This is a genomic window from Paracraurococcus ruber (genome assembly GCF_004353985.1).
GTDB classification, from domain to species: Bacteria; Pseudomonadota; Alphaproteobacteria; order Acetobacterales; family Acetobacteraceae; genus Paracraurococcus; species Paracraurococcus ruber.
Genome location: NZ_SMOA01000174.1, coordinates 1 through 12128 on the forward strand (window position 1 = coordinate 1; position 12128 = coordinate 12128).

Below are 12128 nucleotides of genomic sequence, written 5' to 3' on the forward strand. Positions count from 1 at the left end.
GCAGGCCGGGGCGGCGCAGGCCCGCCGGCCGGGCGCCGCCGGCAACCGCCTCCATCGCGATGCCCGGCACGGGCGGCGCCGCGGGCGGGGCCGCCGCATCCTTGCGCAACCCCTCAGGGCTCATGCCGGCCGCCGGCCCCGGGTCGGCAGGCCTGCCGCGGACAGGCGGCCCGGTCGCCGGGCGCGGGCGGTCATGCGCATGCCTGCGGGGCCCTCAGGGCTCGGCGCGGATCATGTAGCCGGCGTTGCGGACGGTGTGGATCAGCGGTCGGTCGAAGCCTTTGTCCAGCTTCTGCCGCAGGCGGCTGACATGCACGTCGATGACGTTGGTCTGCGGGTCGAAATGGTAGTCCCAGACCTTCTCCAGCAGCATGGTGCGGGTCACCACCTGGCCGGCATGCCGCATCAGGTGCTCCAGCAGGCGGAATTCCCGCGGCTGCACGTCGATCCGCTTGCCGGCGCGGGTGACGGTGCGCGACAGCAGGTCGAGCTCGAGATCAGCGACGCGCAGCTTGGTCGCCGGCGCATCCACCGATGGCCGCCGTCCCAGCGCCTCCACCCGCGCCAGCAGCTCGGCGAAGGCGAAAGGCTTGGTCAGGTAGTCGTCGCCGCCCGCCTTCAGGCCCTTCACCCGTTCGTCGACGGCCGACAGCGCCGAAAGGAAGAGGACGGGCGTGCGGTTGCCCTGGCTGCGCAGGGTCTCCACCAGCCGCACGCCATCCACCCCGCCGGGCAGCATGCGGTCCAGGACCAGCATGTCGAATTGCTCGGATGCCGCGAGGAACAGGCCGTCGCGCCCGTTGGTCGCATGCTCCACCGTATGGCCGGCTTCCTGCAGGCCCTTGCGCACGAAGCGCGCGACCTCGGCATCGTCCTCGACCAGCAGAATCCGCATCGTCCCTCGTCCCTGTCCCGGCTGCCGCATCGGGGGGTGTGCCGCCGGCCGATCGGCAGCATCGCCATGCCGCGGATTGCCGCCGTTTTCCGGCCGGATTTATTCGGCCCCATGCGGGGCTGAACGCCCGTCAGGGGACCGCCGTTGCGCCCGACTCAGCAGCGGCCAGCCTGCGCAAGCGCGGCCGGGGGCGTCAACTGCCCCGGCTAACCCGCCCATCACCCCGCCCATCACCCCGCCCCTGGCCGGCGGCCGACCTGGACCGGCAATTCCCGCTCCCGCCCCTCCCGCAGCACGGTCAGGCGCAGGGTCTGGCCGGGCGGCACGGCGGCAACGGTGCGGACCAGCGCCCGGGATGTCTCGACCCGGTCGCCGTTGATGGCCACCACGATGTCGCCCTGGCGCAGCCCGGCCCGGCCGGCCGGGCTGTTGCGCTCGATGCCGGCGATCAGCACGCCGCGGCGGCCCTGGCCGTTCTCCGGCACCACATCCTGGACCGAGACGCCGAGCCAGCCGCGTTCCACCCGCCCGTCGCGCCGCAGCTGCTCGATCACCGGTCGGGCGAGGTCGGAGGGCGTGGCGAAGCCGATGCCGGCCGAGGCGCCGGAGGGCGAGTAGATGGCGGTGTTGATGCCGATCACCTCGCCCGCCGCGTTGAACAGCGGCCCGCCGGAATTGCCGGGGTTGATGGCGGCATCGGTCTGGATGAAGTCGTCGAAGGGTCCAGCGCCGATCTCCCGCCCGCGGGCGGAGATGATGCCGGCCGTGACCGTGCCGCCGAGGCCGAAGGGATTGCCGGCCGCCAGCACCCAGGACCCGACCCGCGCGGCGGCGGAGGAGCCCCAGGGCACCGCCGTCATCGGCCCGCGCGGCTCCACCTTCAGCAGGGCCAGGTCGGTCAGCTCATCGGTGCCGACCACCCGCGCCGTCAGCTCGGACCCGTCCTGCAGCGCCACCACCACCCGGCTGGCATTGCCGACCACGTGGTTGTTGGTGACGATGAAGCCGCCGGGATCGATGACGAAGCCGCTGCCCGCCCCCACCGTCTCCTGCCGGCGGCCGCGCTGCCGGTCGCGGAAATAGCGCTCGAAGGGCGTGCCGCGCAGCTCGGGCGGGACCTCCACCCGCTGCTCGGAGGTGACGGCGATGTTCACCACCGCCGGCTGCACCCGCTCCGCCAGATCGGCGAAGTCGGGCAGCAGCCCGCGTTGGGCGGCGGCCGGCACGGGGGCGCAGGCGGCCAGCGGCAGCAGCGGACCGGCCAGGGCCAGCGGCGCCATGAGGGAAGCGGCCGCCCGGCCGAGATGGCGGCGCGGCATGGAAACGGGGGACAGTGCGTCGATCCTCGGGGGTCTCGGCCTCCGCCCCCGGGCGGGGCGGACCGGCCATGGTTTAAAGTCTGGGTCGCGCGCCCTGGTCCTTCAACTGTCCGGGCGCCCAGCGGATGGCGGCCGCCAGGGCAAGCGGCGTCAACCCGGCGGCCAGCGCGCCGCCCAGGGCCAGGCCGCCTCCCACTCCGCCGCCAGGGCGCAGAGCCGTGCATCCGACCCCGCCGGGCCGACCAGCTGGAAGCCGATCGGCAGGCCGCCGGCCGAGGGATCGCAGGGCAGCGCGATGCCCGGCAACCCGGCCAGGTTGGCGAAATTGGTGAAGACCGCATGGCCGCGCGGCCCCACCGACTGGCCGTCGATGGCGGGCGGTGCCACCTCCTCCGCCGGCCAGGGCAGGGCCGCCGCGGCCGGGGTCAGGATCAGGTCCCAGGCGCCGAAGAAGGCCGCCATGCGCCGGCGGAAGCCGGCGATGCCGTGCAGCGCGCCGAACACCGCCCGGGGCGTGAGCGCCCGGCCGGCCGCCGCCATCTCCCGCAGGGCGGGCGCCGCCGGCTCGCCGCCCCGCTCCGCCAGCAGCCAGGCGAGGCCCGACTGGCCGACCGGGCCGAACAGTGCCGCCAGTTCCTCCGGCGTGAAGGGCGCGTCCCCCTCCTCCACCCGGTGGCCGAGGGAGGCGAGGCGGGCCGCGGCGATCGCCGTCGCCGTGGCGATCTCCGGGTCCACCGGGTTGGCGCCGAAGCGCGGGACGAACAGGATGCGCTGCCGCTTCGCCCGCGCCGGCAGGGCGAAGGGCGGCAGGCCGGCGCTGGCCGGGTCGCGCGGGTCGGGCGCCGCCAGCAGCCCCAGCAGCGCGACCAGGTCCGCCGTGGTGCGGGCGATCGGCCCCACCTGCTCGAGGTCGAGCAGGATGGCGGGCAGCCCGTCGCAGCGCGGCACCCGCCCGGGGCTAGGCTTCAGCCCGACCAGCCCGGCATGGGAACAGGGCCGGCGGATGGACCCGCCGCCATCCGTCCCCAGCGCCAGCGGCCCCATGCCGGAGGCGACCGCCGCCACCGCCCCGCCCGAGGATCCGCCAGGGGTCAGCGCCGGGTCCCAGGGGTTGCGGGTCGGTCCGAACAGCGTGTTGTCGGTGTAGCCCTGGGAGGTGAACTCCGGGACGTTGGTCTTGCCCAGGATGACGAGGCCGGCGGCGCGGCCGCGGGCGACCGGCAGCTCGTCCCGCTCCGGCACCCAGTCCCGGAACAGCGGGCTGCCCCAGCTGCAGGGCAGGCCGGCGACCGGGATGTTGTCCTTCACCGTCAGCGGCACCCCGTCCAGCGGCGAGAGCGGCGTGCCCGCCTGCCAGCGCGCGGTGCTGGCCGCGGCGGCGGCACGGGCGCCGGCCTCGTCCAGCGCGACGATGGCGTTCAGCCGCGGGTTCCGGGCGGCGATGCGGGCCAGGACGGCGTCCAGCGCCTCGATGGGCGAGAGGGCGCGGCGGGCGAAGAGGCCGGCCAGCGCCGTGGCGGGCAGCAGGGCGGGGTCGGTCATGGCGCGTCTCCGGCGCGGATGCCGGCCCCGGCCGGCACGGGAATGGCCGCCGGGCGCGTGGCGCCGGCGGACGCTGCATGGCGGGGGGAGGGCGCCGGCCGCCCGGCGATCGCGATCATGGCCGGCACCTGCGCGCTGCGGCCGCCGTCACAGCCCCATCTGCCGCAGCCGCGCCATGCCGGCCAGCGCCTCCTCCGCCATGCGGCGCACCACCTCCCCGGCCGGCGGCACGTCGTCGAACAGGCCGACGCATTGCCCGGCCCAGACATAGCTGTCGTCCATGTCGCCGTCGTCCGTGCCGCGGGCATTCATCGCGCCGCTGATCATCGCCACCAGGTCGTCGCGCGGCGCGCCGGCCTCCTCCGCCGCGACGATCGCCTCGGCATGCCGGCTGCGCAGCACGCGGCCGGGCATGCCGAGCGTGCGCTTGATGATCATGGTGTCGGCCGGCGCCGCCCCGGCCAGCGCCTGCTTGTAGCCGGCATGCGCCCGCGCTTCCCGCGTGGCGACGAAGCGGGTGCCCATCTCGACCCCCTCCGCGCCCAGGGCCAGGGCGGCCAGCAGCCCGGCACCGGTGGCGATGCCGCCCGAGGCCAGCACCGGGATGGACACGGCGGCGACCACGCGCGGGACCATGACCAGCGTCGTCTCGTCGCCGCGGCCGATATGGCCGCCGCCCTCATAGCCCACGGTCGCCACCATGTCGGCGCCGGCCGCCTCGGCCTTGCGCGCCAGCTCCGGCCCGGCGGTCAGCACCAGGGTCTTCGCCCCGGCCTCGCGGCAGCGGGCGATGTAGGGCGCGGGATTGCCGGCGGTCAGCGCGATGATCCGCACGCCCTCCTCCAGCGCCGTCTCCAGCCCCGGGCGGATATCCTGCCGGCCGATGGGGAAATTCACCGCGAAGGGCCGTGTGGTCAGCGCGCGGCAGCGGCGGATCTCGGCGCGCAGAGCCGCCGGCCCGTCCAGCCCGGCGCTGGCGATCTGCCCCAGCCCGCCGGCTTCCGAGACGGCGGCGGCCAGTTCGGCCCCCGCGACGCGGGCGAGGCCGCCCTGGACGATAGGGTAGCGGATGCCGAGCAGGCGGGTGACGCGGGTGGACAGGGCGGGCGGCATGGCGCCTCCGGGCTGGTGCGGGGCCATGCTACCCCGGTTCGGCGCGCGCCCCGAGGGCCGCCGAAGCCCGGGACGCGGCGGCTCGCCGCCCCCGGGCCCGGCACGGGGCGCGGGCTACTTGCCGCTGAAGACGGGCGGCCGCTTCTCGGCGAAGGCGCGCAGCGCCTCCCGATGGTCCTCGGTGTCGCGGCAGCGGGTCATGCCGAAGGCCTCGACATCCAGCGCCTCGGCCAGCGTGCCCTGCTCGGCCACCTGCATGTTGCGCTTCATGTGGTGCCAGGCGACGCGCGGCCCGGCGGCGAGCTGCCGCGCCAGCGCCATGGTCGCCGCCGGCAGCTCGGCGTCCTCGACCAGCCGGTTCAGCAGCCCGAGGCGCAGCATCTCGGCGGAATCGATCACCTCGGCGGTGAAGTAGAGCTCCCGCGCCTTGGCCGGGCCGACCAGGCGGTTGAGGAACCAGTGGCCGCCGAAATCGCCGGAGAAGCCCATGCGGGCGAAGGCGGTGCCCATGCGCGCGCTGTTCCCGCCGATGCGCATGTCGCAGGCCAGCATCAGCGACATGCCGGCGCCGGCGGCGACGCCGTTCACCATGGCGATGGTCGGCTTCGGCATCTCGTGCAGCAGGCGCGACGCCTCCATGCGGGCGCGCAGCGACATCTGCGCCTGTTCCCGCGTACCGTCGAGGATCGGCTTCTCCCCGGTCGCGCGCGCCTTCATGTCGCCGCCGGCCGAGAAGCCGCGGCCCGCGCCGGTCAGCACCACGCAGCCCACCGACATGTCGGTGGCGATGCGGGTCAGCGCCGCCAGCATCTCCTCCAGCATCGTGCCGCCCAGCGCGTTCAGGCTGTCCGGCCGGTTCATGGTCAGCAGGGCGACGCCCGCCTCCTCGGTCACGATCAGGTCGCCTGGCATTCCGTTGTCCTCCCGTCATCGCGGCCCGGCGCGCCGGCCCCGCCCGGCGGCGGGCCGGCGCGCCGGGGACCGCCGTTGCAGAGCCGCGCGCCCCGGCCCGGCCCTCATGCCGGGCCGGGCGGCGCACACCCTGGCGCAGCCTACACCGCCGGCGCAGAATGGCGACCTGCCCGTCGCGCGCCCCAACGACGCGACGCCCGGAGGAGAGGAGCGATCCATGAAGGCCGCCGTCCTGCATGCGCCGAACGAGCCCCTGACCATCGAGGAGGTGACGCTGCAGAAGCCCCGGGCGCGGGAGGTGCTGGTGCGCACCGCCTATGCCGGGCTGTGTCATTCCGACCTGCATTTCATCGAGGGGCTGTACCCCCACCCGCTGCCGACCGTCCCGGGCCATGAGGTGGCCGGGGTGGTCGAGGCCGTCGGGTCCGACGTCACCTACCTGGCGCCGGGCGACCATGTGATCGGCTGCCTGTCGGTCTTCTGCGGCGCCTGCATGCAGTGCACCAGCGGCCGGACGGTGCTGTGCGAGAATACCGAGGTGAAGATGGTGCCGGGCCAGTCCCGCCGCCTGTCCTGGAAGGGCGGGGAGGTGATGCACCAGTTCCTCAACCTCTCGGCCTTCGCCGAGCAGATGGTGGTGCACGAGAACGCCCTGGTGAAGATCGACCGCGACGTGCCGCTGGACCGCGCGACGCTGGTCGGCTGCGGCGTCATCACCGGCGTCGGCGCGGTCATCAACACGGCCCGCATCCCGGCCGGGTCCACCGTCGCGGTGATCGGCTGCGGCGGCGTGGGCCTGTCCGCGGTGAACGGGGCGGCGCTGGCCGGCGCATCCCGCATCATCGCCCTCGACACCCTGCCCGAGAAGCTGGAGCTGGCGAAGGAGATGGGCGCGACCGACACCGTCCTCGTCGGCAACGACGACCCGGTGCAGGCGGTGCGGGACCTGACCGGCGGCGGCGTCGAGTACAGCTTCGAATGCCTCGGCCTGAAGGTCACCGCCGAGCAGAGCTTCGCCATGCTGAAGCCGGGCGGCACCGCCACCATCGTCGGCATGGTGCCCTTCGGCCAGAAGATCGAGCTGCACGGCTTCGACTTCCTGCGGGAGCGGCGGATCCAGGGATCGTCGATGGGGTCGAACCATTTCCGCACCGACATGCCGCGGCTGCTGCGGATGTGGCAGCAGGGCCGCCTGAAGCTGGACCACCTGATCAGCAGCAAGCTCAAGCTGGCCGAGATCAACGATGGCTTCGCCCGGCTGAAGGGCGGCCATGTCGTGCGGCAGCTGATCGAGTTCGGCTGAGCCGCGGCCGAGCGTCGCCTCGCGTCCTCCACGGTCGGCTGCGGCCTGCGGGCGGGGAGGCGGGTCCGGGCGCCGCGAGCGGGAGCCTGCCGCGCCCGCGCAGGCCCATCTCGCGCGGTCGGGGGCGGCTCCGCGATCTGCCGCCGCGCCAGGCGACACGCCGCGCCGCCCCATCGACAAGGCGGCCTTTCGTCGGTGCGCGTTCCCGCCGGGGCCGGCTGTGGCCAAGGTCGTGGCCCCATGGTGGGCGCGGCCGGGAAACGTCGCATTCCCGACGCTTCCCGGCCAGGTTTCGTTGCTACATCACGGCCATGTCGAATCCGTTCTTTTTCCGCTGTCGTGCGGACTTCCGGCCCGCTTGTCGGATGCGGGCAGGTGCTTGCGCGGCGTTTCCCGGTATTGGCTTGCCTAGGGCTTTCTTTACCCCCGTCACGCAGATTCCGCCGGCCTATGCCGGGACCGGGTGCCGATGCCCAATAGCCAAGAGGATGCCGTGAAGGGCGGCGATGCGCAGCGTGCCCACACCGTGGCACTGGCGCATGCCGCCATCTCCTCGATGATGGAGCATGGCCTGCCGCCCTCCCCGGATTTCTTCGCCATCTGGTACGACTACCACGCCGGCACGACCAACACGCTGCGCCGCCTGATCGACACCTACCTGACCAACCGCCGTGCCATCACCGAGGAGGTGATGCACCAGATCCATGAGCGCTTCTTCGACACCCAGCGGGAATCCGCGGCGCTGATGGAGGCGGCGGAGCGGCTGCGGCAGGCGACCGACCAGGTCGTCTCCCTCGTGGCGGCGGCAAGCGGCGACACCAGCCGCTATGGCGATGCGCTGAATGCCTTCCGCGGCAACCTGACGGATACGTCCGACCTGGGCCGTGCCCTGGCCGGGCTGATCGCGCAGACGCAGGAAATGGCGCGCCGCAGCGCCCTGCTCGGCGCGCAGCTCGATGCGTCGTCGCATCTCATCATCGGCCTGCAGGCCCAATTGCAGGAAGCGCTGACCGAAGCGAATACCGACCCGCTGACCAACCTGCCGAACCGCCGCGCGATCGAGGCCCTGGCCGCGCTGCGGCAGCAGGAGATGGCGGTGGCCGGGCGCCCCTTCTCGGTGGCCGTGGTGGATGTGGACCACTTCAAGTCGATCAACGACACCTGGGGACATCCGGTGGGGGATGCAGTGCTGCGCCGCATCGCCGCGACGCTCGCCGGCCAGCTGAAGGACCCGCAGGCCTGCGGCCGCTTCGGCGGGGAGGAATTCGTGGTGCTGTTGCCCGGCCTGGAATCCGAGGCCGCCGCCCGCGTCGCCGACGGGCTGCGCCAGGCGGTGGCCGCGCAGCAATACTCCGTGCGCGCCACCGGCGGGGTGGTCGGGCCGGTCACGCTTTCGGCCGGCATCGCCACCCGCCTGCCGGGGGAAGCCTGGTCCGCCCTGGTCGCGCGCGCCGATTCGGCGCTGTACCGCGCGAAGCAGGACGGCCGGAACCGCGTGGTGCAACACCTGCCAACCAGCTTGGCCGCCTGATGCCTGCCGGCGCCGATGACGGCCCGGCTCACCCCGCATGGCACCGGCCTGGCGACAGCGCGGATGGCGGGACGATCGGCCCAACGGGATTGGGGCGCTGCGACCGGAAGGCCCCTCGTGTCCTTGATGGCAGCACGGCCGGGTGTCCGCGCCGGTCCCGCGCGACACGCCCGGGGTGCCGGCCTCAGCGGCGGCGGTCCAGCCGGTCCAGCTCGGCCGCGACCATGCCGGCCGCATTGGCGGTGCGCGGCAGGCGCGGCATGGCGGCCAGCCGTGCCAGAACCTCCGCCGCGCCGCCCGGGAAGGCGGGCCCGCTGAGCGCCGCTTCCGCCCTCGCGCGGCTGCCCTCGCGCAGGGCCACGGCCGCGCGGCGCATGGCCTCGATCACCACTTGCGGGTCGGCCCCGGGCTGGATGCCGAGATAGCCGCGCATTTCCGTCCGCGCCGCCTGCAGGGTCTGCAGCACCGCCGGATTCACCTCCGGCGCCCAGCGCGGATTGGTCGCCAGTTCGCTCGCCAGGAATTCCAACTGCTCCACGGCCACCGCCGCGCCGTCCGGGCGGCCCGCCCAGCGGCTGGTATCGCCGAGGTTGCGCGGCGCATAGAGCGCCGCGCCGCGGACCGGGTCGCCGATGCCGTCGAGATAGTCCGCCACCGGGTCGGTCTCGCACCCCGCGAGTCCCAGGCCAAGCAGCCCGCCCAGCATCGATCGCCGCCCCGCCATGCTCGCCATTTCCCCCTCGCCGGCCGGAACGATGGTCACGAAGCGCGGAGCCAGCAAGCGCAGCGCCGCAGCGGGCGTTGGCTAGGTTGCGTCATGCAACGGAAGGACATCATGCGCGGCATCCTCCTCTGGCTCCTTGGCCTGCCCATCCCGATCATCATCCTGCTCTACCTGTTCCACGTCATCTGACGGTCAGGGGACAGTCGGCAGGCGATATCAGGTACGCAACGCGGCCCGAACCGAACGCGGTCCGCTGACGCGAGATTGCCGGCAAGGCCGGCACGGATGGCCGCCCGCCCGGGCATGGCCATCCATCACCCGCTGCGAAGCGGGATGCCCGCCGCGCAAGCGCGCGGCGCAACGTCCATCCCCAAACATGTCGTGCGGGCGCCGACGCCCTGCCACGGCGGGATGCGCGCCTGATCTGGCGCTTCCGTACCGGCCAGCCCTGCTGACCATGGCCCGGACGCAGAAAGGGGCGCCTCGCGGCGCCCCTTTCCCTATCAGCCCGAGAGCGGTGCCGCGCCTTAGCGCAGCACGATCTCGACGCGGCGATTCTGCGGCTCGCGCACGCCGTCGGCGGTCGGCACCAGCGGCCGGCTCTCGCCGAAGGCCGTGATGGCGATCTCGTCCCGGTTGATGCCCTGGCGCACCAGCTCCGCAGCGACCGCATCGGCGCGGCGCTGCGACAGGCGCTGGTTGTACTGCGGCGTGCCGGACCGGTCGGCATGGCCCGCCACCTCGATCCGCGTCGAGGAGACGCGGCGCGCGTTCTGCGCCGCCTCGGTGATGATCTCCCGGGCGCGGGCCGTCAGGTCGGCGCGATCCCAGTCGAAGAACACGAGGTAGGTGCGCGCCGGCGCAGGCGCCGCGGCCGGGGCCGGGGCGACGACGGGCGGCGGCGGCGGCGGCGGCTGGAACAGCGCGTAGCGCAGGCCCAGCATGACCGAGTGGTTGTAGTTGTCCGCCTCGATGCGGCCGGCCGCCAGCGGCGCGTTGCCCGCCGCCGGGTTGCGCACGGTGGTGAACAGCTCCGGCTGCAGCGTGCCGAAGAAGCGGTATTCCGCCGTCAGCGTCAGGCCGGTGATGCCGAGCCAGGTGAGCGGCGTGCCGACGCCGACGATGGCCTGGTAGGCGAACTGGCCGTCGCTGTCGTTGGAGTGAATGACGAGGCCGTTCGCCGCGCTCTGGCCGCGCACATTGCGCCAGTCGGTCCAGGCATAGCCGGCGCCGATGCCGACATAGGGCTGGAAGATGCTCTGGCCGAGGCCGAAATTCGCGAAGTCGAAGTCATAGAGAACATTCACCATCGCACCATAGGTGCGCTGGAAGCCGCCCGTGCGGCCGATCGGCGACAGGCCGAAGCCGCGGATGCTGTCGACCTCGTTCTCGCGATAGTTGCCTTCGAGCTCGGCGCGGAAGCCATTGCCGAAGCCCCAGCCGATGCTGCCGACGCCGCCCCAGCCGAATTCGAAATTCGCCTTGCCGACATTGTTCACGCGAACATTGCTGGGCAGGCCGAAATTGCCGCCGCTGACGTCCTGCGTGCGGCCGGACAGGTCGAACTTGGACGGGTTGTTCACCCAGTTTCCACCGGCGCCGAGGCCGATGTAGAGGCCGGTGACCGGCTGCGCGTTCGCGGCCGACATCGCCCCCAGGGGGGCCGCCAGGATGGTCGCTGCCAGCAGCGCCCTTTTCAGAGTCATGGACTGTGTCTCCATCTCGGCGCGCGTCGCGGAACCGGCTGCTCGGTTCAAGGTCGACACGCGCTCATGCGCCTAAGAACCAGGGACGCCGAGGGTTCAGTCACTGCGGTGCAAGGCATGGTGCTGTTGCAGCTTGGCCACAGTCCTGCCCGGCGCCAACCTGGCCGGGCCTTCGCCCCGCGTCCTGAACCGAAATCGGTCCCGCCCCGCCGAGGGGACCGGAATGCCGTCCTGCCCGTCGGGAGCGGTGCGGATAAAGCAGATCGCCGCGGGGCCGCGGCACCACGGATGCGCGAGGTGGAGCGGACCGCTCGCGTGATGCGGGTAGTGTGGCAATTCTGCACTGGGCGTGGCCGTGATATCACACCGAGGTGAGGGTGCCTTGCGATTCGGCATCCGCCGCACGCCGGGAGGGCATATCCGGCGGCAGGCGCGCCCGCGCGCCGTGTGCCGATGCGGCGATTCGGCGCAGCATGTCGGTGCGCCGCGCGGCTCCATCCGGCCGCCGGGATGTGCGGCGATGGGTTGCGCCGGCGTGGCAGCACCCCGCCGATGAGCCCGCGGGATCGGCCCGTATCCGGTCAGCCTGGGCAGTCCGCGAGGGGACCTTGATCGGTGGCGTTCCCGCGCGGTGCCGCCGAATGTCCATATGGCGGCAGGCACCCCGCAGCGCCCGGGGAGCGCCGCGCCCGCCACAGGCCGTCCCGCCCGCGCATCGGCATCAGCCGCATGACCTCGGGGCAGGCAGCGAGGCATCCGCGCGTCCCGGTCCCGCCGGCGGCAGGAATGGGCGCAACGAAGAAGGGGCGCCTCGCGGCGCCCCTTCCCATGTCAGACCGACGATGTCGGGTCGAGAGGCGTGCCGCGCCTCAGCGCAGGACGATCTCGACGCGGCGGTTCTGCGGCTCGCGCACGCCGTCGGCGGTCGGCACCAGCGGCCGGCTCTCGCCGAAGGCCGTGACGGCGATCTCGTTGCGCGCGATGCCCTGGCGCACCAGCTCGGCCGCCACGTTGTCGGCGCGGCGCTGCGACAGGCGCTGGTTGTACTGCGGCGTGCCGGACCGGTCGGCATGGCCCGCCACC

At 73.6% G+C, this 12128-nt stretch carries 10 protein-coding genes; 2 read left to right on the forward strand and 8 right to left on the reverse strand.

Annotation, left to right across the window (positions count from 1 at the left end):
• Positions 1-214: 214 nt before the first annotated feature.
• The 5 genes from E2C05_RS22540 to E2C05_RS22560 form a co-directional block, all read right to left on the reverse strand.
• On the reverse strand, positions 215-895 hold the full coding sequence (locus E2C05_RS22540) for a winged helix-turn-helix domain-containing protein (RefSeq protein WP_111467902.1): 681 nt from the start codon (positions 893-895) through the stop codon (positions 215-217).
• Positions 896-1125: 230 nt separating this feature from the next.
• The gene (locus E2C05_RS22545) at positions 1126-2214 is read right to left on the reverse strand and encodes a trypsin-like peptidase domain-containing protein (RefSeq protein ID WP_133221898.1); all 1089 of its coding nucleotides are present in this window, start codon (positions 2212-2214) and stop codon (positions 1126-1128) included.
• Between the two features lie 150 nt (positions 2215-2364).
• A complete protein-coding gene (locus E2C05_RS22550) occupies positions 2365-3756 on the reverse strand; it encodes an amidase (RefSeq protein ID WP_133221899.1) in 1392 nt (463 codons plus the stop codon).
• Positions 3757-3903: 147 nt separating this feature from the next.
• Positions 3904-4869, reverse strand: a complete 966-nt coding sequence (locus E2C05_RS22555) for an NAD(P)H-dependent flavin oxidoreductase (RefSeq protein WP_133221900.1) — start codon at positions 4867-4869, stop codon at positions 3904-3906.
• Between the two features lie 114 nt (positions 4870-4983).
• Complete coding sequence (locus tag E2C05_RS22560) at positions 4984-5781, reverse strand: enoyl-CoA hydratase (protein WP_133221901.1); 798 nt, start codon at positions 5779-5781, stop codon at positions 4984-4986.
• Positions 5782-5998: 217 nt separating this feature from the next.
• On the opposite strand from E2C05_RS22560, the gene E2C05_RS22565 reads away from it, so the two are divergent.
• Positions 5999-7084 carry a Zn-dependent alcohol dehydrogenase gene (locus tag E2C05_RS22565; RefSeq protein ID WP_133221902.1) on the forward strand — a complete coding sequence of 362 codons (1086 nt, stop codon included), beginning with the start codon at positions 5999-6001 and terminating at the stop codon, positions 7082-7084.
• Positions 7085-7553: 469 nt separating this feature from the next.
• Positions 7554-8615, forward strand: coding sequence for a GGDEF domain-containing protein (locus E2C05_RS22570; protein ID WP_133221903.1), 1062 nt, complete (start codon positions 7554-7556; stop codon positions 8613-8615).
• A 184-nt stretch (positions 8616-8799) separates the two neighbouring features.
• On the opposite strand, the gene E2C05_RS22575 is transcribed toward E2C05_RS22570, so the two are convergent.
• The 3 genes from E2C05_RS22575 to E2C05_RS22585 form a co-directional block, all read right to left on the reverse strand.
• Positions 8800-9378: a hypothetical protein gene (locus E2C05_RS22575; protein ID WP_133221904.1), complete on the reverse strand. Its 579-nt coding sequence runs from the start codon at positions 9376-9378 to the stop codon at positions 8800-8802.
• Positions 9379-9866: 488 nt separating this feature from the next.
• Positions 9867-11045, reverse strand: a complete 1179-nt coding sequence (locus tag E2C05_RS22580; protein ID WP_133221905.1) for an OmpA family protein — start codon at positions 11043-11045, stop codon at positions 9867-9869.
• Between the two features lie 869 nt (positions 11046-11914).
• Positions 11915-12128, reverse strand: a 214-nt coding sequence (locus E2C05_RS22585; protein ID WP_133221906.1) for an OmpA family protein, incomplete at its 5' end; no start/stop codon positions are given.

Excerpts from the sequence above, each read along its gene's own strand:
- E2C05_RS22560 (WP_133221901.1), bottom strand. The coding sequence starts at position 5,781 with ATGCCAGGCGACCTGATCGTGACCGAGGAGGCGGGCGTCGCCCTGCTG.
- E2C05_RS22580 (WP_133221905.1), bottom strand. The coding sequence starts at position 11,045 with ATGACTCTGAAAAGGGCGCTGCTGGCAGCGACCATCCTGGCGGCCCCC.
- E2C05_RS22555 (WP_133221900.1), bottom strand. The coding sequence starts at position 4,869 with ATGCCGCCCGCCCTGTCCACCCGCGTCACCCGCCTGCTCGGCATCCGC.
- E2C05_RS22545 (WP_133221898.1), bottom strand. The coding sequence starts at position 2,214 with ATGCCGCGCCGCCATCTCGGCCGGGCGGCCGCTTCCCTCATGGCGCCG.
- E2C05_RS22540 (WP_111467902.1), bottom strand. The coding sequence starts at position 895 with ATGCGGATTCTGCTGGTCGAGGACGATGCCGAGGTCGCGCGCTTCGTG.
- E2C05_RS22565 (WP_133221902.1), top strand. The coding sequence starts at position 5,999 with ATGAAGGCCGCCGTCCTGCATGCGCCGAACGAGCCCCTGACCATCGAG.
- E2C05_RS22570 (WP_133221903.1), top strand. The coding sequence starts at position 7,554 with ATGCCCAATAGCCAAGAGGATGCCGTGAAGGGCGGCGATGCGCAGCGT.
- E2C05_RS22550 (WP_133221899.1), bottom strand. The coding sequence starts at position 3,756 with ATGACCGACCCCGCCCTGCTGCCCGCCACGGCGCTGGCCGGCCTCTTC.